The following is a 23,392-nucleotide window of genomic DNA, read 5'->3' as shown; positions in this document are numbered from 1 at the left end:
GCCATCGGCCGAACCACGCCTCTCCTCGCCGGAGTTGGGTGGATCACACAGGGAAACAACGGATGGCTGGAAATTTCACGCTCAAGCCAGCCGGCGGCACCAACCCGACGTCACCCGCCGTCGCGCCCGCGCTGCGTTCCTTCGATCTGTTCCCGACCCGGATCTGGCAAGCCGGCCTGCCCGCCCTGGCGCCGCGCCTGCAAGAGTGGATCACGGCCACGCTGGCCCTGCGCGCGGCCCATCCGCAACCAGCCGGTCGAACCAATCGCCAGGGCTGGAACAGCGAAGACATGTCGATACTGGAGCAACCGGTGTTTGCCCCGTTGCGACAGGCGATTCATTCCGGCTGTGCCGCGGCGCTGGGCGAGATGGGCGTGCGCGGTGCTCGGTTCGCGCTGCAATCGTGGATCAACCTGCACGACCGCGGCGGCTTCAATTTCCTGCATGTGCATGAGGGCTGCCTGCTGTCCGGCTGCTTCTATCTGAGCGTGCCCGCCGGCTCCGGCAAACTGGTGTTCCGCGACCCGCGGCCGGGCGTGATCCACGGCTACGTCAAGGGCGCAGTGCCGAACGGCTACAGCGATATCCGGCTTGCACCCGAGACCGGCCTGCTGGTGTTGTTCCCGTGCTGGATGGAGCATTTCGTGGAGCCGCACGAAAGCGACGAGCCGCGCATCTCGATCTCCTTCAATGCAGTGACGGCCTAAGCGCGGCCATCGGGTACCACATCGAACGCCACCGTCAGGCGCGTCCGTTCACCGGAAAAAGGCAGCGTGCCGTGCCAGAAATACGACGGGAACAGCACCAGCATGCCCACTTCGGGGCGCACCACGTGCTGCGCCGGCAAAGTCGGCGTGGTGACGATGCCGGGCTCACCGAAGCTGAGCAAGCCGTCCCGGCTTCGCGTGTCGGCCATGCTGTCGGGCAGGTCGATATAGCAGGCCGACGAGATCCATCCGCGCGGATGCACGTGGCTGGTGTGGAAACCCGCCGTGCGCAACCTGACCGACCAGCTGCCATTGAAACGCCAGCCGCCGTGGTTGCGCCGGCGCAACGGGTCGGTGCCGTGGCCAATGTGCTGCAGGTAAGCATCGATCGGTGCCGCAAAAGTCTTGAACAGCGCCTGGATCGCCGGGTCGGCGCTGCGCGTCAGGTCGTCCGTGGTCTCCGTGCCGTGGCGCAGTGACTGGAACAGCAGCGGGTGGCGCTGCCCGTCATGCAGGCGCGCCAGGCTACGTTTCACGTCGGCAAGAAAACTGGCCTGATCGTCCCAACCGGGCGGCACGGCCACCGCCTGTGGCAACACCCATTGTGCGTAGTCACAGAGTTCTTGGTAGCGCGGATCACCGAGCAGTCGCCAGGCCGTGGTCTGCAGGGCGATGAGGTATTGATCGTCGGGAGCGGCCGCCAGCAACACATCGCAATCGGGCAGCGCGCCGAGCGCGTCGCCGACGCCGAGCCGGGCAGCCACCAGCAAGGTGCGCGCGGCCATGTCCGCAGGCGCAACGCGCAGCGCGCGCGCGGCCAGCTCCAGCGCGATCGACGGCTCGAATTCCAGCGCGGCCAAACCAGCGCGCACCAGCAACGCCGGCGCGGCGTGCGCGAGTGCGGCCGGCGCTGACAGACAGGCATATGCTCCACGCGGGTCGCCGGCGCCCTGCAGGATGGCCGCCTTCGCGGCGCGCAAGGCATCGTCGTTGGCGAACATGAGCAGGGCCTGATCCAGCGTCGCGGTAGCCTGCACGCGGTCGCCGGTGCGCATCCAGACCAGCCGGGCAAGATGGCTTTGCGCGTCGGCCAACTGCGGTTGCAGGCGCAGGCAATCGCGCAAGGCCGCCTCGGCACCCTCGAAATCGCCAAGCGCCGTCAGACTGCGGCCACGCGTGTAGTAGAGCAGCGCGGTCGGGCGCCCCTGCGCCACCGCCCGGCGCGTCAGTCGCTCGGCTTCCGTGGGTTGATTCGCGGCGTCGAGCGCAATGGCCAGGGCATGCGCAGCAGCAGGATGATCTGGCGCCGCGGCCACGACATGCCGATAGAACGCCACCGCGTCATCCTGTCGGCCCAGCGCGGCGAGCGCCGCCACATGCTGGGTGACCAGTTCGGCGTCCGCGCTGCCGCCGGTGCAGTGGCGCTCCAGCACCTCAAGCGCCTGCGCCGGGCGCTGCGTATCGTTGAAATGGCGGGCGAGCACGAGAGCGGCCCGCGGAAACGCCGGCGTGCCGATGGCGGCTTGCTGCAACAGCGGCTCGGCCTCGCCGGCGCGGCCGCTATTGAGCAGCAGCTCACCCAGGGTGGCCAATGTAGGCGTCCAAGCCGGATCGATCAGCAGCGCCTCGCGCAGGAGTGCTTCGGCGCCCACGGCGTCGCCCAGCGCCAGGCGGGTTCCGGCCAGCAGGCGTTTTGCCTCGGCAAAGTCCGGATGCTCCGCAACGATCGCTGCGAGCCGGTTGTGCGCGTCGCGGAAACTTCCCTGCTGCAGCAGGGCGCTGATTTGCCGCATCGCTTCGATGACCGCGGGGGACGTCACGGCCATGCGACGACGCACTCGCATGATGGATGCATGTTTCACCTCTCAGAGCTTGTGACGAAAACCACATCCTGCGGTTTTCTTCTATCGCGAATCCGGCACATGTCCGGACTCGCTCACGCGAATCAATCACTTGCGTGATCGATCCGCGTCCGGCCATCGGGCAACTGCTCCTGCGTTGCCTCAACTCGGGCATCCTTGCCCTCGCCATGGCCGGGCTTCGAGTTTGAAAAAATCACAAACTCTCATGCCATCGACCGTTGAACGCCGGATCGCAGCATCGAACAGGCGATGAGCGTGCAGGGCGACTTGAAGGCCTCAATGTAACTGGCCGGTGCGCCAAACGAAACGGCCCGGATCGCCGAGGGAAACGATCCGGGCCACCCTGAACGATGCATCCAGGGTAAGTCGAGGAGCTAGAAGCTGTACTTGGCCTGGAGATTCACCTCGCGGCCCTCGATCGAACGGGCCATGATCACGCCGCCGATACCGGTATTGACGCCAAACACCCGCGAGTTGCCTTCAGTCAGACCGATTTCGTTGGTCAAGTTGGTTCCGCGCAGGGTGAACTGCCAGTTCTGCTGGACATTGGCAACGATGCCCGCATCCAGCGTGTGGTACGGACCCAATGGCTGCAGGCCGGACTGGTCTTCATAGCGCTGACCGATATGCGTATAGGTCACGAATCCGGTGATGTCGCCCCACCCGGTCACGATGCGGTAGCTCGGGGTAAACATGTAGCGCAGCTTCGGCTGGCGTTGCAGCGGCTGGCCATTCAGGCCGACGCACTGCGTGTTGCCGTTGATGTCGGTGAACTCCGCGCAGCCGTTGTAGTTGGTGTAATGGCCGTCCATGTAGTTGCCGACCAGGGTCAGCTTCAGGTTCTCGATCGGCGACCAGGAACCATTGAAGTTCAGCCCCTTGGTCGAGGAGCCATAGGTGGAAATGGCCCCGATCGGCACGCCGGAAGTCGAGGTCTCCTGATATTGCAGACCGGTGAACGTGCGGTGATAGACGCTGAGATCCACATAGACGGTGGGCGACTGGTACTTGAAGCCCGCCTCGAGGTTGCGCACCTTCTCCATCGGCGCGAAGTTGCCGCCGGTGCCCCGGATGCCATTGTCAAAATCGTCGAAATGCGCACCGGTATTGGCCCGCACGTACACGCTCATGTTGCTGGCGATCTCGTAGTTCGCGCCGATCGTGAACGAGGGATGGCTCTTGTTGTAATCCTCGTGATCATACGTGCCGTTGCAGACCGGCGTACCGTTGTCGTAGAGCGTGTAGGCATTGCCGTCCAGATCGATCTTCGTGGTGTTGCAGGTGTTCTGCGTGACGTGCTGGTTCTCCACGCGGCCGGAAACGTCGAACAACCACTGGCCGATCTTCCAGGAGTCCGACAGGTACAGGGCCTTGTTTACGGCCACGCCGTTTTCCGCGATGTCGTAATTCCCGGTGAAGTCGACAAAGCCCTGCGGGTTGGTCACGTAGTAGGTCTGGCCACCCTGCACATAGCTCAAGGTGATTGGCCGGGCATTGTTGGTGTTGGTCATCAGCATCTGGTTGCCGAGGGACCAGTTGTCGGTGTCGGTCGAGCGGGCGTAGTAGAACCCGGCGGTCAGGGTATTCCCGTCGAAAAGATCCTTGCTGACGCGGAAGTCGTTGTTGAACGTGTGCAACTCTTTCTGGATGAACCACCAGCCCTGGTGGATGACGCTCTGATCCATCGGGACGGCGCCGCCGCCGACATAGTTGGCCTGCACGTTGTAGCTGGTGGGATAGTTCAACGTGTCGCCGTCGACGGGCTTGTTGCTCGCGTCGCAGAAGCCGGCCGGCTGGGCCATGTTGCAGCCATACAGGTAATAACTCAGCGGCTTCGGGTTGGGGCCCGAGAAGAGCGCATTGGTATTGAGCTGCCCCCCGCCGACCACGAAGTGGTCGTCCACGCTCCATTCGCCGAACTTGCCGCTGTAGCTGCCGCCGAAATAGTTCAGCTTGCCGCCTCGTCCGTTGGCGAGATCGGCGTTCAACATGTTGCCGTAGGGTCCGGGCACCTGGACGTGCTGCATCGCCTTGCTGTAGTAGGTTCCAGTCAGCGCGTCGATGCCGGGGAAGCTGGAGTAGTTGGAACCGCTGCCCTGGATGATCGCCGTCGGCGTGATGAACTGGTTCTTGTCGTCCAGTGCACGCGCCCACAGCAGCAGGCTTCCATTGTCCATGTCGTGTGACACGGTCGCCGTCAGCTGGCCACCGTTATCCGACAGGAACTGCGGATCGCGCACGCCATCGGACCGGCGATAGAAGCCGCCGATGCTGCCATACCAGCTCTCGGCGATGGGGAAGCCGAAGAAGCCGTCCACGCGATACATGCCTTCATTGCCGTAGGTCACGCCGACGTCACCCGAGGGCACGTCCGTGCCCTGGCGCAGAAGGAAGTTGGCGGTGGCGCCCATTTGTCCGGGGCCGAAGATCGCGCCCGGTCCACCCTGCACGATCTCGACGCGATCAATGGTGTCGTCGAGACGGAACAGCGAGCTGCTGTCCATGAACGACAGCGACGGCAGTCCATACAGTGGCGTGCCGTTGACCATCATCGTGAAGAACGGCGCGTCGCCACCGCCCGGAAAGCCGGCGATCTCGATGTTGGCGCCGGTCTGGCCGCCGCTGGACTCCGGCCAGATCCCGGGCGAGATCTTCAGCAGATCTGCGGTGCTCTTCGGATTGGCGTCGGTGATCTGCTGGCGATCGGCGGTGACGACGTTGTAGCTCGCATCGATTTTCTTCACGCCACCGGCGTTGGCGGTCACCACCACGGCCTGCAGGGACTTGACATCCTTGAGGTCGGACTTGGGGCCTCTCTTGGCGGCCGGAGTGCTGGCGGCCTGCGTATCGGTCTGGGTATCGGCCTGCGCCGCCGGTGCAGGTCCGTTGGGGCCTGCCGCCCATACCATCTGCGGAAGCGCGGCGGTGATCGCAGTCACCAGCGCGAGTCTTATTAGTTCAGGATGATTCATGGTACTCCCTCCTCAAGGCGGTGTAGGAACACCGGTTTCTGATTCAAAGTTGCGTACGTTCTGATTTACCGACGGTCGATCCGGTGACAATCCCGCTCAGCTCCACACCACAAAATCCTCCAGCCTGAATGCGGCCAGATCCGGCAACACGGCATCGGCCTCGCGCAGAACCTGTGCGTCTCCGATACCCAGGGCCACCATGCCCGCAGCCTTGATTGCCGCTATTCCTGCCTGCGCGTCTTCGATGCCCAGACAGTCGGCGGCATCGACGCCCAGGGCGTCGGCGGCACGCCGGAAGATCTCCGGATCGGGCTTCGCCCGGACGATCGCCGAGGCATCGACGATGTGATCGAAGAATTCGCCGATCCCCATTCGATCGACCAGTTCGCCCGCGCTACGGCTGGCCGACGCCAGCGCCACCTTCAGGCCGGCGCGGCGCACCCGCTTGAGCGCCTCCAGCGCGCCCGGAAGCAGGTCGGCGGCCGAGAACGATTCGATGGCCTTCCGGTAGTAGCCATTCTTGCGGTCGGCAAGTTGTTGCTTCTGCTCGGACGTGTAGCCGACAGCGGCTGCACCAAGCACCAGATCCAGCGAAGCGGCGCGGTCGACGCCCTTGAGCTTCTCGCCCAGGCTGTCGCTCCAGGGCAGACCAAGCTCGTCGGCCAACCGCTTCCAGGCTGCCTGATGCAGGTGGGCGGTATCGGCCAGCACGCCGTCGAGGTCGAACACGATGGCCTTGAATGGTCGCGGGAATGCCGTCGCCGATGGCGGCGGATATGTATCCCGTTCGCGCTGACCGCTCAGCGCCAGCGACTGGGTGTCGCCTTCACGCAACAGCACAGGCTGGCCGGCATGCACGATACCGAGCGGGGCACCCTGCACGAGGGTGTAGTGCGCCGTGCCGGCATCGACCGCGACCGTGATGCAGCGCTCCTTCCAGAAGACACCGAAGCGATAGCCATTCCAGCCTGTCGGCAGCATCGGATCGAAATGCAGCCCATCCGCCTCGACGCGCAGGCCGCCGAATCCCCAGGTCAGGGCGAGCCAGCTGCCGGCCATCGCGGCCATGTGCGCACCGTGACCGGTGTTCGCATGGAGGTCGTCGAGATCGACGCGCAGGCCGTCCATGAAATAATCCCGCGCCTTTTGCGCATGGCCGACTTCGGCCGCGAGCACGGCGAAGGACGACGCGGACAGGGTCGAGTCGTGCACGGTGACCGCCTCGTAATAATCGAAGCTGCGGCGCTTGGTGGCGCGATCGACATTGTTTCCCGCGAGCACCAGGGCCAGCAGCGCGTCGGCCTGCTTGCACACCTGATGCCGGTAGAGCGTCAGCGGGTGGTGGTGCATCAGGAGCGGGTATTTTTCCGGCGGCGTGCCGGCAAAGTCCCACGGCGGCTTGTCCAGGAACGTATCGTCCTGCGCGACGATGCCCAGGCGGTCGTCATGCGGCAGGTACATCGCCTCGGCGGCGCGCGACCAATCGGCGACTTCATCGCCCGAAAGTTCCAGCTTCCGCTGCAGCGCATCGAACAGTGCCGGCGCGCTCTCGGCCATTCCCCGCGTTACCTCGACGGCATGGCGAAGATGCTCCTGCGCCATGCGGTTGGTGTAGTAGTTGTTGTCGACCAGGGCGGTGTACTCGTCGGGCCCGGTGACCTCGTTGATGCAGAACGCGCCGCCACGGCGGGCATTGAAATGTCCGACCTGCAGCCAGATCCGCGCGGTCTCGATCAGGATTTCCGCGCCGCCCTCGGCCAGAAAGGCGCGGTCCCCGCTGGCGTCCACGTAAAGCCTGATCGCAAACGCGATCGCGGCGTTGATGTGATATTGCGCCGAGCCGCTGGGGTAATGCGCCGAGCACTCGTCGCCGTCGATCGTGCGCCACGGGTAGAGCGCACCGCGCTCGTGATTCATCTCGCGCGCATGGGCGCGGGCCCGGTCGAGCGTGCGCAGACGCCACAGCAGACTCGGCTTCACCAGCGCCGGATCGATCAGCGCGAGCGCCGGCAGCACAAAGGTCTCCGAATCCCAGAACACATGGCCCTCGTAGCCTTCGCCGGTCAGGCCCTTCGCAGCGATGCCGCCCCGACCGTCGCGCGCAGCCGACTGGAACACGTGGAACAGGTTGAACCGGAGAGCCTGTTCGCTGGCCTCGTCGCCGTCGACCGAGAGAACGGCGCGCTGCCAGAATGCCGCGAGCTCGCGCGCCTGCGCCTGCAGCAATCCGTCGAAGCCGGCGTCGATGGCGAACTCGAGCACGGCCGCGGCGCGAGCATGCAGCGCGTCCGCCGATACCGCCTGCCGCGGCTGATCCCACGCATAGGCGACATATTTCTCGATCGCAACGCTCTGGCCGGCCTCGATGTGCCCGGAGTAGGACTGGCTGACGCTGTCCGCTTCGGCCAAAGCGCCGGAAAAAACCAGCCCGCTGACCCGATGACGCTGCACGCAGACCAGGCCAATCGCGCTTTCGCGGGTGCGCTGCTCGAGCCATGCCTCGCTCTGGGTAGCAATCACCCGCTGCACCTGCAGGGCGATGCCGCTGCCGGTACCGAAACGTGGATCCTCCCCCTGCGCGGCTGCGCTATGGCTGCCCGAGATCGACGATTCGAATTCGATCGGGCCGGCATAGTCGATCGAGCGCAGGCGCAGGCGAATGGCCAGCAGGCCGGGCCGCGCGAGCGGCACGACACGCTCGGCATCCAGCTCGAAGGTGTGGCCCTGGTCGGTGCGCCAGCGCAGATGACGCGAAAGCCTGCCTTCGCGCAGATCGAGCACCCGACTGAAGGCGAGGATTTCACCCTGGGTCGGATCGAGCTGGCCCTGTCCCTGGCGCATGCGGATGGCGGTCGCGTCGGCGACCGGCACGCGGGTGTCCGTGGTTCGCGCGAAGCCGAAGTGACGCTCGTGGTGGTGGATCGGCGCACGCTCCCAGACCCCGGCCAGAAAGCTTGCCTGGGTCGGACTGGCGGTCTCCTCGAAACCGCCGCGCACACCCAGCGAACCATTGGCCAGCGCAAACAGGGTCTCATCGCGCGCGGCGTGCATCGGCTGCCATTGCGACTGGGTGAGCTGCCAGGAACCGTCTCCCGCGGTGGGCATATCGAACCCGGCCGCCAGTTGCTCCGCACCGGCGAAATCCTCGCCCTGGTTGACCCCTGCCCGCAGCTCGGGATGATCCGCACTCATGCACACACGCTTTCCCGGGGCGGCCACGCCGGACCGGCGCCGCCATCCGCGCACGCGGACACCATCGATGAACGTTGCTGGATCAACACTTCCCTCCACGTGGCTCGACGGTGCCGGGACTCATGCATCGGGCTTCAGTCGGTCTTAGCGCAAACCTAACATCGAACTGTTATCGATATCAAGTTATCGGTAACAATTGCTGCATTGCAGCCTGACGCACACCGCCAACCGCACCTACCACGGCGGCTCGCGGCCCTTCCCCACGGCAACCGTCGTTGTCGTGACACGCCGCCCGGGCCGGGCGTAGGATCGAAACGATTTCGCCTGAGCAGGTTTTGCGATGAGCCGCGATTTCAATCCAGCGCGACGAACCGTACTCAGATACGGTGCGCTGTCGGCCGCCAGCCTGGCGTTGTGGCCAGATCATGCGCCCGCTGTCGTGGCGCCAACGCCACAGCCGCTGGCCGAGCTCGGTTACGCGCAGGTTCGACTGGCGCCCGGCCCGCTCGAACGGCAGGTACGCGAGAACCATCGGCTGGTCCTGAATCTCGATGAGGATTCACTGCTGCGCCCGTTCCGCCTGCGTGGCGGCTTGCCCGCTCCCGGACAGGAACTCGGCGGCTGGTACGATACCTGGGGCTTCGCACCGGGCGCGACGTTTGGCCAGTGGATGAGCGCCTTGTCGCGCTACTACGCGATCACCGGCGATGCGGCGACCCGGGCCAAGGTCGAACGACTGGTGCGCGGGTATGCGGCGACGATCGAGCCGGATGGCAGGTTCTATCGCAACAACCGGTTCCCCTCCTACATCTACGACAAGCTGGTCGGCGGCCTGATCGATGCCAGGCAGCTGACCGGCAACGTTCTGGCGCTGCCCACGCTGAAGCGCACGACCACGGCGGCCCTGCCCTATCTGCCGGCGCACGCGGTGCCACGCAACGAGCACGCGCTGCCGGGAGAGGATTTCAGCCAGCACGCCTGGGACGAGAGCTACACCCTGCCGGAAAACCAGTTCCTCGCCTTTCGCCTTACCGGCGACGGGCGCCACCGCATGCTGGCCCGGCGCCTGATGTACGACGACTTCTTCCTGCCCTTGGCGCGTGGGGAAAACGTGCTGCCGGGCAAGCATGCCTACAGTCACATGAATGCGCTGAGCTCGGCGGCGCAAGCCTATCTTTCACTCAACCAGCCGGTGTACCTGGAGGCGGCCAAGCAGGGTTTCGCGATGGTCGACGCACAAAGCTTCGCCACCGGCGGATGGGGGCCTGACGAGCACTTTGTGGCACCCGGCAGCGGCAAGCTCGGTGCGGGCCTGGCGACGCAGCACAAGAGCTTCGAAACACCGTGCGGTTCCTACGCGCACTTCAAGCTCGCCCGCTACCTGCTGCGCGTGACCCGCGACTCGCGTTATGGCGACAGCATGGAACGCGTGCTCTACAACACCGTGCTCGGTGCGCTGCCGATCCAGCCGGACGGGCATGCGTTCTACTACTCGGACTACAGCCGGCAGGCGCACAAGGGCTTTCATCCCGATCGCTGGCCGTGCTGCTCGGGCACCTTGCCGATGATCGCAGCGGATTACCGCATCAGCACGGCCTTCACCGACCCCCAGGGCATCTATGTGAACCTGTATGTGCCGGCACGGCTCGACTGGGCGCAGAACGGCCAACCGTCGAGCCTGTCGATCGACACCCGTTATCCGCATGCGAGTGCGATCAACATGACGATGCACATTGCCACCGCGCAGACCTTCTCGCTCAACCTGCGCATTCCTGCCTGGGCCACCGGCGCAAGCGTTCGCGTCAACGGACGGCTTGAAACAGGGTCCCTGATCCCCGGGGCCTTTGCCACCTTGCGTCGCGAATGGCGCGCCGGCGACCGGATCGAGCTCGACCTGCCGCTGCAGATGCGGCTGCAAAGCGTCGATGCGGAGCATCCCGACACCGTGGCCGTGCTCGCCGGTCCGCTGGTACTGATGCATCTGCTTGACGGCAGCTCGCCGGAACTGCTGACCCGCCAGATGCTGCTGTCGGCACGATCACGGCAGGATGACCCGACACGCTGGCGCATCGGCCGCGGCACAGCCATCACCCTGCGTGCCTTTCCCGACATCGGCAAGGAGAGCTACAGCACCTACCGGGATGTCGTGGCCGCCTGACTCCCCACCGTTGCCTTGGACTACTCGGCGTGTCCCAGGGGAATCCTAGGTCGAGCGCACGACCAGACTCACCGGCAAGGTCTCCGATGCTGCGGATTCCCCGCGGATCAGCGCCAGCACCTTGCGCGCCAGCAGGATGCCGCCCTCCTGCCAGTCCTGATGTACCGAACTCAGCGCCGGCAGGAAACTTGCGCCCAGCGGCATGTCGTCGTAACCCACCACCGAGACATCGCCAGGCACGGAACGCCCCACTTCCTGGATGCCGCGAATCGCCCCCATCGCCAGCAGGTCGCTGCAGGCGAAGATCGCGTCGAAATCGACCCCGCGGGCATGCAACGAGTGCACTGCACCGGTACCGGAGTCGGGCGTGAATTCATCGCGTCGCATCAGCAGCGGCTTGATGGCATGCGCGCCCAGCGCGGCCACGAACCCGTTGAGGCGCTCGTGGATCTCCGGATGACTCGGGTTGCCGATGAACACCGGACGCCGCCGTCCCAGGCGAAAGAAGTACTCGGCCACCACCGCCCCGCCCAGCCGGTTATCGCTGCCAACCACCACATGCGAATCACCCTTCAGGCCCGCCCCCCATACCACCATCGGCACACCGAGCTTGTGGAACCGGTGTACGGCATCCTGATGCACGCCCTGGCCGAGCAGGATCAGTCCGTCGGCCGCCTGCACGGCGGCGACAGCGGCACCCTGGCGCGTGGTCAGCAATACGCTGTAGCCGGCCGCCGTCAGCTCCTGCGAAATGCCGCCGAGCAGGCCCAGCGGATAAGGGTCGAACATGGTGCGGTCGCTGGACGGTTTCATCTCGACGATCACCGCCACCGTGTGGCTGTGCCGGAGGCGCAGGTTGCGTGCGCTGATATTGAACTTGTAGCCGTGCTTCTGTGCCAGTTCGCGGATCCGTTCGCGCGTCTCCGGATTCACCAGCGGGCTGTCGCCCAGCGCCCTGGAAACGGTGATTTTCGACAGCCCCGCCAGCCTGGCCAGATCCGCCATCGTCGGGCCGGCCGACAGCAGCTTGCCTCCTCCCTGTTTCTTGCTTGTCCGGCTCAATGCCCGGCCCTCCCATTGCGATTCGGACTCATGCCCGACCTGGTCCAGTGTGGCCATTTACGCCAAAGGCGTCCATGCCGCTTCAGGGCAGGCCTTCTCCCGGCGACAACGTCGGCCCGGTCACGCCTCTGTGCGCTCCTGCACTTTGGCACGCACATGATACCGTTACCATGACTTGATACCGATACCATTTGTCGGCACACTCCGAACTCGATCATCGATCCGTTGCGTACCGGCATCGCGCATCGCATCCCGTCGCGATGCACGTTGCCGCGCTTGCGCGGATTCACCACGAAGCAGGTGCCCATGAACCGATTCCGCATGATCGTCGCGCTGGCGCTGATCTACATGGTGTTCGCGATCCTGCTCAACAGCGTCGGCACGGTGATCCTGCAAGCCATCGTCAGTTTCGGCGTGGACAAGCCCCAGGCGAGTCTGCTCGAGTTGTTCAAGGACCTGACGATCGCGGTGACCTCGCTGCTGGTGGCCTCCTTCCTGCCCCTGCTGGGCTATCGCCGCGCCATGATCCTCGCGCTGGCGATCGTCGGCGGCGCCTGCATGCTGATGCCGCTCTACCCCGGCTTCCACACCACCGAGCTGCTGTTCACCTGCATCGGGGTTTCGTTCGCGTTGACCAAGGTCGCGGTCTACTCGTCGATCGGATTGCTGACCAGCAACAAGGCCGAGCACGGCCGGCTGACCAATACCATCGAAGGCCTGTTCATGGTCGGCGTGCTGGCCGGCGGCTGGATCTTCAGCGCCTTCATCGATCACGCCGCGCCGGCCAATCCGTCCTGGCTGAATGTCTACTGGCTGCTGGCCGGGATGTGCGCACTGGTGATCGTGCTGCTGGCGGGCTCGCGGATGGACGAATCGGCGGCGCACACCGAGAAGACCAATTCGATGCGCGGCTCGCTGCTGGAAATGTTGCAGCTGTTCCTGCGTCCGCTGGTCTATGTGTTCCTGATCTCGGCGTTCCTGTACGTGCTGATCGAACAGAGCTTCGGCACCTGGTTGCCCACCTTCAACAACGAAGTGCTGAAGCTGCCCAACGCGATGAGCGTGCAGGTGGCCAGCATCCTCGCCGGCACCACCGCGATCGGCCGCCTGCTGGCCGGTCAGGTGCTGCGGCGGGTGCCCTGGTACGTACTGCTGAACATCTGCGTGATCGGCATGGGCGTGCTGGTGCTGGTGACCCTGCCATTGGCCGAGAACGTGGTCGCCCGGGCCAATGTGGGCTGGTTCAACGCGCCGATCGCCGCGTACCTGATTCCGCTGATCGGCCTGCTGATGGCGCCGATCTACCCGGTGATCAATTCGGTGGCGCTGAGCTCGCTGCCCAAGCCGTCGCATGCCGCGATGACCGGACTGATCGTGATCTTCTCCGCACTCGGCGGCACCCTGGGTTCGCGCATCACCGCCATCGTGTTCTCGCGCTTCGACGGCATCCACGCGTTCTACTTCTCGCTGGTCCCGATGACGCTGCTGCTGGTTTCGCTGTTCCTGTTCAAGCGCGAGACCGATCGCGAGGGTGCGGCGATCCCGCTCGGCATCGGCCTTGTTGCCAAATAGACGTCGCCCCCGAACCGGGACACGCCTTGCAATCCCTGGAGCCAGCATGAAAATCCGCCATGCCCTGTTCGCCTGCCTGTGCCTGCTCGCCGCCGGCGCATCCCTGCCCGCGTTCGGCCAGACCGACCCGAGCTTCCTGCTGACCGGCACCGCCTCCAATTTCGGCAGTTATTTCCCCAGCTATCTGGCCAACGGCTACTTCTCCACGATGACCTCGCCGCGCGGCACCGAGCCGGACATGGGCTACATGGTCGCGTTCATGGATTACGCCAAGGGCGACATCGCGCGCCCCGCGGCGATCCCCGGCTGGAGCGAGATCGACTACAACCCCGGTGGCGGCTGGCTCAATTCGATCCGGCTGGACCCGAAGATCTTCGCCGGCTACACGCAGACACTGAACATGCACGACGGCACACTGTCGACCGGCTACCGTTTCGACTACGCCAACAAGTCGACCGACGTGCGGGTAACCACCTTCGTCAGCCAGGCCGACCCGCACCTGGCCGCCACCCGGCTGACGATCACCCCGCAGTTCGACGGCAAGGTGCAGCTGACCTTCCCGTTCCGGCTGTGGTCGGAGCATCAGCCACGCTTCCCGATCGCCACAATGACCGGCGACGAGATGATCAACGCGGTGATCGCCAGCGGCCAGAACCTGCAGAACAAGCCGGTACCGACGCCGGATCGCGCAGCGGTCTGGTATCCCGGCCATACCCGCATCCTTGCCAGCGACGGCGACGCGAAGCAGCTTCTGCTGTGGCTGGACGGCCAGGCCGAACAGGGCCTGCACATGGCCGAAGCCGCGGCGATCAGCCTGCCGGCCGGCATCAAGATCGATGCAGCGAACCTGGAGAAAGGCCCCGACAAGCTGTCGCTGAACCTCACCGTCAGCGTGCAGAAGGGCAAGACCTACACCTTCACCAAGTACATCGCCGCCTCCCGCCAGGACTGGGGCGGCGATGCAACGGCCGACGTGAAGCTGGCCGCAGCGGCGCGCGATACCGGTTTCGAGCACCTGCTCGCGCGCCATGTCGCCGCCTGGCACGCGTTGTGGAAGGCCGACATCGTGATCGATGGCGATCCGAAGGTGCAGCAGGCGGTGCATTCGGATCTGTACTACCTGCTGTCCAACACCACCGTCGGCACCGCGTGGCCGATGGGCGCCTGCGCACTGACCCCCGGCTACGCCGGCCACGCGTTCTGGGACAGCGATTCGTGGGTGTTCCCGGCCCTGTTGCTGCTGCATCCCGAGCGCGCCAAGCCGATCGTGATGTTCCGCGACCGCACCATGCAGCCGGCGCGCGAGCGGGCGAAACAGTACGGCGCGAAGGGCACCATGTACCCGTGGGAAGCCGATCCGCAGACCGGCGTCGACAACACGCCGCATTTCGCCTACGGCGTGTTCCGCGAGATCCACGTCAACGCGGATATCGCGATCGCGCAGTGGCAGTACTACCTCGCCAGCGGCGACAAGGCGTGGCTGAAGCAGCACGGCTGGCCGGTGATCCGCGAGATCGCCGAGTTCTGGAAAAGCCGGGTCAGCTGGAACGCCAAGGCAGACCGCTACGAGATCTTCCACGTCACCTCGCCTGACGAGGCCTATGACGACGTGCCGAACGACTCGTTCACCAACGCCGCCGCGCGCAAGGCGCTGGAGATCGCCGACAAGGCTGCTGCCGTGGTGGGTGCAACGCCCGACCCGAAGTGGGCGGAGATCGCCGCGAAGATGTACATCCCGTTCGACGAAGCGCAGCAGCGCCACCTCGACTTTGATGCCTCGGTGCCGCACGACAAGATCACCTGGATGGGCTCGTCCCTGGTCTGGCTGATGTACCCGAACCTCGACCTGCCGATGACGCCGCAGGTGCGCCGCAACGATTTCGCGTTCCAGTTGCAGGAGCTCAAGACCCACGGCGACGACCCGAACGAGATGATGATGGTGATGCTCGCCGTCGGCGAGGCGGAACTGGGCGACGGCAAGGCCGCCGGCGACTGGATCCAGCGCAACCTGGTCGGCTTCCTGAAGCCGCCGTTCAACGTGCGCACCGAGACCGTGGCCAACAACGCGGGATACATCCTGGCCACCTCGGCGGGCTTCGTGCAGAGCTTCGTGTATGGCCTGTCCGGCCTGCGCATCGAGGACAAGGGCCTGATCGAAGCGTACCCGCCGGTGCTGCCGCCGTCGTGGAAATCGCTGAGCCTCCGGCATGTCAGCTTTCGCGGCAAGCGGTACGACATCAGCATCCACCGCGACGATGCCGGCAAGGTGGTGTTGACCCGCAAGGAGCTTTGAATCGCCCAGGGCGAACACGGCCCCGGCGCCACGAGCCATTGCACAGATCTAAAGAGGTGAGCATGCGACACCGACATCCACCGCTGGCCTGGCTGGCCGCGCTCCTGGTCGCCTCCGCGGCGCCGCTGGCGCAGGCTGCAACCACCGACCCGAGCTTCCTGCTGACCGCGACCTCGGACAACTTCGCCAGCTATTTCCCGGGTCAGCTGGCCAACGGTTACCTGTCCACCACGACCGCGCCACGCGGCACGGAAGGCAACCTGGCCTACATGGTCGGCTTGATGGACTACGCCAAGGACGACATGTCCCGGCCGGCAGCCATCCCCGGCTGGACCGAAATCGACTACAGCACCGGCCAGTCCGACGCGGGTCATTTCTGGATGAACCAGGTCGACCTGAGCCCGTCGGTATTCCAGGACTACCGGCAGGTGCTGAACCTGCACGACGCCACCCTGACCACCAGCTATCGCTACCTCGATCACGGCAAGGCCACCCGGGTCAAGGTGGTAAGCCTGGTCAGCGAAGCGTCGCCGCATCTGGCCGCCAGCCGGATCTCGATCACGCCGGAGTTCGACGGCGTGGTGCAGCTGTCGTTCGCGTTCAACCTGTGGGCGCCGTACCAGCCCAGGTTGCCGCTGGCGAAGTTGAGCGGCGACCAGATGCAGATCGCCGTGGCCGCGCACAACCTGACCCTGCAGGCGGTTCCACCGGCCACACCGGATCGCGCCGCCGTGTGGTACCACGGCGACACCCACGTGCTGGCCGATGACGGTGACAGCGGGAATCTGACCCTGTGGCTCGATGGCCGCGCCGAGCAGGGTCTCGGCATGGCCGAGGCGGCCGCGGTCGGCCTGCCGGAGGGACTGAAGCCGGTCGAGGTCACGCTGGACAAGAGCGTCTACCGGCTCTCACTCGATCTTCGGGTGCAGATGCGCAAGGGCCAGACCTATACCTTCACCAAATACGTCGCGGCGTCGCGCGCGGACTGGGGCGGCGACGCCAGGGCCGATCTCGCCCTGGCCAAGGCGGCCCGCAGCGACGGCTTCGACGCCCTGCTCGATGCGCACAAGGCGGCGTGGGCCAACCTGTGGAAGAGCGACATCCGCATCGACGGCGATCCGAGCGCGCAACGGGTCGTGCATTCGGACCTGTACTACCTGCTTGCCAACGCGACGCCCGACACGGCGTGGGCGATCGGCGCCTGCGGCCTGACCACCGGCTATGTCGGCCACATCTTCTGGGACAGCGATTCGTGGATCTTCCCGGCACTGTTGCTGCTGCATCCGCAACATGCCAAGTCGCTGGTGATGTTCCGTGACCGTACCCTCCCCGCCGCGCAGCAACGCGCGCAGGCGCGTGGCCTGCAAGGCGCGATGTACCCGTGGGAGGCTGATCCCGAGAACGGCACCGAGCAGGTCGTGCATGCCGCCTGGGTGCTGGGCGAGCGCGAGAACCACGTCAACGCCGACGTCGCCATCGCGCAATGGCAGTACTACCTGGCCAGCGGCGACAAGACCTGGCTGAAACGGCATGGCTGGCCGGTGATCCGCGACATCGCGCGCTACTGGACCAGCCGGGCGACCTGGAATGCCGGCAAGCAGCGCTACGACATCCTGCACGTAACCTCGGTCGAGGAAAACTACAACGACGTCCCGAACGACACCTTCACCAATGCCGAAGCAGCGCGGGCTCTGACCATCGCGAGCGCCGCGGCGGTCGCCCTCGGCGAGAAGCCCGATCCACGCTGGGCCGACATCGCGAGCAAGCTCTACCTGCCGTTTTCCGCCGCCGCCGAGCACCACCTGGACATGGATGAAAGCGTGCGCCACGACCCCGGCGACAGCGACCTCGCCTTCCTGTCGTTTCCTTCGCTCGACCTGCCGATGAAGGCGCAAGTGCGGCGCAACGACTACCGCATCGCGACGCAGGCGATGGGGGATGGAAATCGCACGCCCAACACCATGGGCCTGGCGCCGATCTCGATCGCCGCGGCCGCCGCCGGCGACACCGCCGGCGCGGCACGCTGGATCGAGCGCAACGCGGCAACGGACATGTTCAAGCCGCCATTCAACGTGCGACCCGAAACCGCGGGCAACAACACCGGCTATTTCCTCACCGGCTCGGGCGGATTCGTGCAAAGCCTGGTCTTCGGGCTCAGTGGATTGCGCATCGAGGCGCAGGGACTGGTCCAGCGCTATCCGCCGCTGCTGCCGTCGACGTGGAAATCGATGACGCTGCAGAACATCAGCTTCCGCGGCCAGCGCTACGACATCACCATCGATCGCGATGCCGCGGGCAAACCCCGGCTTCGACGCAAGCGGCTTTGAGCGGACGGGAGGAGACCTGCAATGAGCAACCCGAGCCACCGGCGAACACGCCTGATCGCCTGCCTTGGCGCCCTGTTGTCCTGCGCTTCGCTGGCTGCCGCGCAACCGCCCGGCGTGGACAGCCAGGGCAGCGCGACCGTCGCGGGGTTCGCGGTACCGTATTCGACCTATGCCTCGCCGCAGGCGCACCGGATGTTCCAGCGCGTGCTCGACGAAGGCCGGCATGCGCCGCCGCTGACCGGCCCGATCGCCGCCAGCCGCGCCTACTACGATCGCATCAACACCGACCGTGCCGAACGCATGCGACGGCTTTATCCGGTGAGGATCGAACAACGCACGATCGCTGGCGTGCCAACCCAGGTGGTCACGCCGGCACAAGGCATCGCCGCCACCCAGCAACGTCGCGTGCTGATCAACCTGCATGGTGGCGCCTTCCTGTGGGGCGCCGGCAGCGGCGGCCTGGTCGAATCGATCCCGATCGCCAGCCTGGGCCGGATCGAGGTGATCACGGTGGACTACCGCCAGGGCCCCGAGCATACCTTTCCCGCGGCGAGCGAGGACGTCGCGGCGGTCTACCGCGCGCTGCTGAAAAACTATCCGGCCCGCAACATCGGCATCTACGGCTGCTCGGCGGGCGGCTTCCTCACCGCCGAATCGGTGGCCTGGTTCATCGCGAAGAAACTGCCGGTGCCCGGCGCCATCGGCACGTTCTGCGGCTCGGTCACCGAACTGGACGGCGACTCGGCCTACGTCGCCCCGGTACTGAATGGCGAGCCCGCGCCAAGGACGCTGTTGAAGCTCGCCGACCTGCCGTATTTCAAGGGCGCGAAAGCCACCGACCCGCTGGTGTTCCCGGCCAACTCGCCGGCCGTGCTGGCGCAGTTCCCGCCGACCCTGCTGATCACCGGCACCCGCGATTTCACCATGAGTTCGGTGATCCAGAGCCAGCGCCTGCTGACCGCGGCCGGCGTCGATGCCGAGCTGCATGTGTGGGACGGCATGTGGCACTCGTTCTTTTCCGATCCCGAGATGCCCGAATCGCGCGAAGCCTACCAGGTGATCGTGGATTTCTTCGGGCGCAGGCTGGGTCGATAGCCCGCTGCCGGCTGGGCAGCCGAGCCGGGTCGGCCATGCCGAACGCCCGCGCCAGGCTTGCATTCGGCTTTGCTCTTGCCCGCAGCGACGGGTATTCTCTGCGCACCATCAGTCACGCGACGAATCATGAGCCTGCAGACCGTCCTGGTCATCGACGACGAACGCGACATCCGTGAACTGCTGACCATCACGCTGGGGCGGATGGACCTGCAGGTCGAAGCGGTCGGCACCGTGGCCGAAGCCCGCCGTGCACTGACCGAAAACACCTACGACCTGTGTTTCACCGACATGCACCTGCCCGACGGCAACGGTCAGGAAATCATCGAGCTGATCGCCGGGACCTGCCCGGATACCCCGGTGGCCATGATCACCGCCTACGGCAACGTGGATGCGGCGGTGAACGCACTCAAGGCCGGCGCGTTCGATTTTGTCTCCAAGCCGGTCGACATCCAGATGCTGCGCGGACTGGTACGCACGGCCTTGCGGCTGGCCGAGGAAAAGCGCGAGGGCGGCGCCGCCGCGAAGGCCACCGGCTCCAGCGACCGCCTGATCGGCGACTCGCCGGCCATGCAGCAGGTGCGCGCCACCATCACCAAACTGGCGCGCAACCAGGCGCCGGTCTACATCGCGGGCGAATCCGGTGTCGGCAAGGAGCTGGTCGCGCGGCTGATCCACGAGCAGGGGCCGCGAGCCAGCGGGCCGTTCATGCCGGTCAACTGCGGCGCGATTCCGTCCGAGCTGATGGAGAGCGAGTTCTTCGGCCATCGCAAGGGCAGCTTCACCGGCGCCAGTGCGGACAAGGAGGGCCTGTTCCAGGCCGCCCAGGGCGGCACCCTGTTCCTCGACGAGGTCGCCGAGTTGCCGCTGCACATGCAGGTGAAGCTGCTGCGTGCGATCCAGGAGAAGGCGGTGCGCCCGATCGGCGGCCGCGACGAGATCCCGGTGGACGTGCGCATCCTGTCCGCCACCCACAAGAACCTGGGCCAGCTGGTCGAGCAGGGCCAGTTCCGCCAGGATCTGTTCTATCGCATCAACGTGATCGAGCTGCGCGTGCCACCGCTGCGCGAGCGCCGCGGCGACGTGCCACAACTGTCCGCGTTCATCCTGAAGGCGCTGTCCGGCAAGAGTGGCGAGAGCATCGGGCAGCTGTCAGCGGCGGCGCGTCAGGCCCTGGATGCCTACGATTTCCCGGGTAACGTGCGCGAGCTGGAGAACATCCTCGAGCGGGCCATGGCCATGTGCGATGGCGCCAACATCGAGGCATCCGACCTGATGCTGCCGCAACGTGGCGCGCACGCTGCCCACGCCGAGGCCGCGCCTGCGGGCGCCGGCCATGCGCCGTCACCAGTGGCAGCATCGCCCACCGCGGAAGATGGCGGGCTGGACGACTACATCAGCAACATCGAGCGCACCGCCATCGTGAAGGCGCTGGAAGAATCGCGTTACAACAAGACCGCCGCCGCCCGCAAACTCGGCATCACGTTCCGCGCGCTGCGCTACAAGCTGAAGAAGCTCGGCATCGACTGAGCCACCAGCGGTATTTCGATCAGACCGAACGGGTCGCCTCCGCCGGCGGCACGGCGGCGGCGCGCCGCGCCGGGCCCAGCACGGCAAGCTGACCCAACAGCCAGAGCAGCACGGCACCGAGCAGCAACAATCCCGGCGGCAAGCGTGGCAGTTCGTATCGCCGCATCAGGGCCAGATTGGCCAGCACGCCCAGCCCGCTGCCCAGCACCACCCCGGCGCTCACGATCAGCAGGTTCTCGATCTGGAAGTGGCGCAGGATGTCCTTGCGGGTGGCGCCGAGTGCGCGTCGCACGCCGATTTGCCGGCGCCGCTGGCTGACCCAGAAACTGCTCAGGCCAACCACCCCACCGGCGGTGGCCAGTAGCAGCAGCACGCATACCGCCGCCATCATGATCGCCACCCCGCGGTCAGTGGCATAACCCTGCGCACGCGCCTGGATCAACGAGATCACGCCACCGTTCGGGTTGATCGTGCGCAGGCGGTCATGGGCAAACAATGCCGCGGGCGCAGCGTGCATCAGCGTATCCAGCTGGCCGGGCTGGCTGCGCACGATATAGACCGTACCTGCAGGATCGGCCAGACGCGCGGGAACCAGGATGGAGTCCTCGTCGATCGTGCGCGTGGTACTGCCTGCATATGGCCCCTGCAAGATGTCGACGATGCCGACGATGGCGCTGGGGCCATCACTTAGATACACCGTTCGACCCAGGGCGGAGTCATCCGGAAAGAGTTTGTTCGCCAGGTCGCGAGTGACGATGATGGTCGCCGGTGCCAACTTGTCGTACGGTCCCCTGCTCGCAATTTCGTCAGCGCGGAAATTCCGTCCTTCGACCAAGCGCGTGCCGAACGTATCCAGTGCATGCTGATCGGCGAAATAGACGATCGCCAGCGCGGGACGCGCACGCTGCTCCGGTTGCAGCTTGACGCGGGCCAGCAAGCCCCAGCCGCCTTCCAATGGATAGGCCTCGCTGGCAAACGCGTCACGCACGCCCGACAACCGCCGCAACGCATCGAGGTCTGCGCGCATCCGGGCGTCAACCTGCTGAACCGCCGGGCTGCCGATCCAGCCGTTCCTGATGACGAAGATGTGCGCTTCATCCGTACCCGTCGGACGCGACAGATGCACCACCCGCGTCCGGACGATGAACAAGGCGTTGCTGACCACGGCAAGCGTCAGCGCGATCTGCAGCACGATGAGCACGGTCGCCATCTTGTGCCGGCGCAGCGCGGCAAGGATCGGCGGGATCTGCATGCAGGATCGAAAGCCGCTCATTGCGGCGCCGTCATCCATTGGACTTCAGCTGCCAGGCCGGTTGCACCTGGGCGGCGCGCCAGGTGGGATAGAGTCCGGCGATCAGCGTCGTCGCGACTGCCAGCGCGACGGTCGACACGACCAGTGACGTGTCCAGATGCGCCAGTGCCGCAATTTGCGGCTCGAACACCAGCCCGATAGCCGCCATCCCGACCGCGGTCAGCAACAGGCCCAGCGCGCCACCGGCCAGCCCGATCGCGGCCGCTTCGACCAGGAACTGCCGACAGATCGCTCCGCGCGATGCACCCAACGCACGCCGCACGCCAATTTCCGGTGCGCGGCGCATGAACCGCGCCAGCATCAGTCCCACCACGTTGAGGAGGCAGATCGCCAGGAAACTGAGCGCGACGATCAGCGACAGCGCCGAAGCCTTGGGCACCACGCGTTCGACTTCCATCCATCGCCTCAGGCTGCGCAAGCGCACGTTGGGCGGCCAGTCGAAACGGCCGATACGCTGCTGCTCCGCCGCAAAATTGTGTAGATAGCCCAGGTAGCGAGCGGCATCGGCGTGCGTCGGCAACTCGGCCCACGCGGCAATCCAGGTGCATTCGCCATGCAGGAAGCTGCCCCAGTCCGGTACTTCGGGATCGTCCTTGCGCGCACCGCAAATGACATTCCCCGCCGGGGCCTCGTGCAGATCGATGGCGCGGCGGAACGGGATGAAGATCTGCACCGGCTTGCCGAAGGCATCCCAGGCGCTGGCATGGTCGAAGATGCGTGGGCGCGGTTGCCAGTCGTCCAGCACCCCGACAATTCGATACAGGTGCGTATCCAGGCTGATCTCGCGGCCCACGCTGTTGGCCCCGCCGAACAGTTGCTGGTTGAGCGTGCCGTTGATCACGACCACGGCCGCCCCCTGATCGTCGTCTGCGGCGCTCCATCCGCCGCCATGGCGGAACGGCGCATCGAACATCGCAAAGAAATCGCCGGTGACCGCATCGGCCGGCTCGGAGAACGGTTGCCGCTGCCGATCACCGGGCACGACAGCCAGCTTGACGGCATAGAGCAAGGTCTGCCGCTGCGCCTGATGGGCGTGAAGCAGGGCGATGCCATCGGCATAGCTCAGCAGGTCGGGGGGCTCGCCTGCGTTGTTGTTGGTCGGCCCGAAGTTGTCGATCTGCGGCACGAACAACTGGCTCGACTTCCACGGAATCGGATCCGCCGACGTGGCGCGGAACACCGCGTACGTCACCATGCAGGTGGCCACCCCGCAACCCATCAACGCGATGACCAGGACGGTCAGCGCCTTGCTGCGCCGACAGCTGCGCCAGGCCAGGTCGAGGTAGTAGCTGATCATGCTGGCGCGTCGGAGC

At 65.8% G+C, this 23,392-nt stretch carries 13 protein-coding genes; 7 read left to right on the top strand and 6 right to left on the bottom strand.

Annotated features, from left to right (window positions below; genetic code table 11):
- The first annotated feature begins 62 nt into the window (after positions 1–62).
- Positions 63–707, top strand: coding sequence for a TIGR02466 family protein (locus B0E47_RS03245; protein WP_077512484.1), 645 nt, complete (start codon positions 63–65; stop codon positions 705–707).
- Here B0E47_RS03245 and B0E47_RS03240 read toward each other — a convergent pair.
- The 3 genes from B0E47_RS03240 to pgmB form a co-directional block, all read right to left on the bottom strand.
- The gene (locus B0E47_RS03240; RefSeq protein WP_168170997.1) at positions 704–2,533 is read right to left on the bottom strand and encodes a tetratricopeptide repeat protein; all 1,830 of its coding nucleotides are present in this window, start codon (positions 2,531–2,533) and stop codon (positions 704–706) included. The two genes, B0E47_RS03245 and B0E47_RS03240, sit on opposite strands and share 4 nt — an antisense overlap.
- A 410-nt stretch (positions 2,534–2,943) precedes the next feature.
- On the bottom strand, positions 2,944–5,541 hold the full coding sequence (locus tag B0E47_RS03235; RefSeq protein WP_077512480.1) for a TonB-dependent receptor: 2,598 nt from the start codon (positions 5,539–5,541) through the stop codon (positions 2,944–2,946).
- A 96-nt stretch (positions 5,542–5,637) separates the two neighbouring features.
- Entirely contained in the window at positions 5,638–8,733 is a 3,096-nt protein-coding gene (gene pgmB / locus B0E47_RS03230; protein WP_077512478.1) for a beta-phosphoglucomutase, read from the bottom strand.
- Between the two features lie 340 nt (positions 8,734–9,073).
- Here pgmB and B0E47_RS03225 point away from each other — a divergent pair, with 340 nt between their 5' ends.
- Entirely contained in the window at positions 9,074–10,891 is a 1,818-nt protein-coding gene (locus B0E47_RS03225) for a beta-L-arabinofuranosidase domain-containing protein (protein WP_077512476.1), read from the top strand.
- Between the two features lie 45 nt (positions 10,892–10,936).
- On the opposite strand, the gene B0E47_RS03220 is transcribed toward B0E47_RS03225, so the two are convergent.
- Complete coding sequence (locus B0E47_RS03220) at positions 10,937–11,896, bottom strand: LacI family DNA-binding transcriptional regulator (protein WP_077512704.1); 960 nt, start codon at positions 11,894–11,896, stop codon at positions 10,937–10,939.
- Between the two features lie 363 nt (positions 11,897–12,259).
- Between B0E47_RS03220 and B0E47_RS03215 the strand changes: the two genes are divergently transcribed.
- The 5 genes from B0E47_RS03215 (at position 12,260) to B0E47_RS03195 (ending at position 20,767) form a co-directional block, all read left to right on the top strand.
- Positions 12,260–13,525 (top strand): MFS transporter, encoded by a 1,266-nt coding sequence (locus B0E47_RS03215; RefSeq protein WP_254422783.1) that lies wholly within the window; start codon positions 12,260–12,262, stop codon positions 13,523–13,525.
- A 46-nt stretch (positions 13,526–13,571) separates the two neighbouring features.
- Positions 13,572–15,818: a glycosyl hydrolase family 65 protein gene (locus B0E47_RS03210; protein ID WP_077512473.1), complete on the top strand. Its 2,247-nt coding sequence runs from the start codon at positions 13,572–13,574 to the stop codon at positions 15,816–15,818.
- Between the two features lie 62 nt (positions 15,819–15,880).
- Complete coding sequence (locus B0E47_RS03205; protein ID WP_077512471.1) at positions 15,881–18,145, top strand: glycoside hydrolase family 65 protein; 2,265 nt, start codon at positions 15,881–15,883, stop codon at positions 18,143–18,145.
- Between the two features lie 21 nt (positions 18,146–18,166).
- A complete protein-coding gene (locus tag B0E47_RS03200; protein WP_077512469.1) occupies positions 18,167–19,240 on the top strand; it encodes an alpha/beta hydrolase in 1,074 nt (357 codons plus the stop codon).
- 126 nt (positions 19,241–19,366) lie between these two features.
- Complete coding sequence (locus tag B0E47_RS03195; RefSeq protein ID WP_077512467.1) at positions 19,367–20,767, top strand: sigma-54 dependent transcriptional regulator; 1,401 nt, start codon at positions 19,367–19,369, stop codon at positions 20,765–20,767.
- A gap of 19 nt (positions 20,768–20,786) precedes the next feature.
- On the opposite strand, the gene B0E47_RS03190 is transcribed toward B0E47_RS03195, so the two are convergent.
- The gene (locus B0E47_RS03190; protein WP_077512465.1) at positions 20,787–22,019 is read right to left on the bottom strand and encodes an FtsX-like permease family protein; all 1,233 of its coding nucleotides are present in this window, start codon (positions 22,017–22,019) and stop codon (positions 20,787–20,789) included.
- A gap of 31 nt (positions 22,020–22,050) precedes the next feature.
- On the bottom strand, positions 22,051–23,376 hold the full coding sequence (locus B0E47_RS03185; RefSeq protein ID WP_077512702.1) for an FtsX-like permease family protein: 1,326 nt from the start codon (positions 23,374–23,376) through the stop codon (positions 22,051–22,053).
- Between the last annotated feature and the right edge of the window lie 16 nt (positions 23,377–23,392).

The sequence above is a fragment of the Rhodanobacter sp. B05 genome (assembly GCF_002001085.1).
GTDB lineage: Bacteria > Pseudomonadota > Gammaproteobacteria > Xanthomonadales > Rhodanobacteraceae > Rhodanobacter.
Note: the sequence above shows the minus strand (reverse complement) of the source record. Positions and strands in the feature narration are given on the sequence as shown.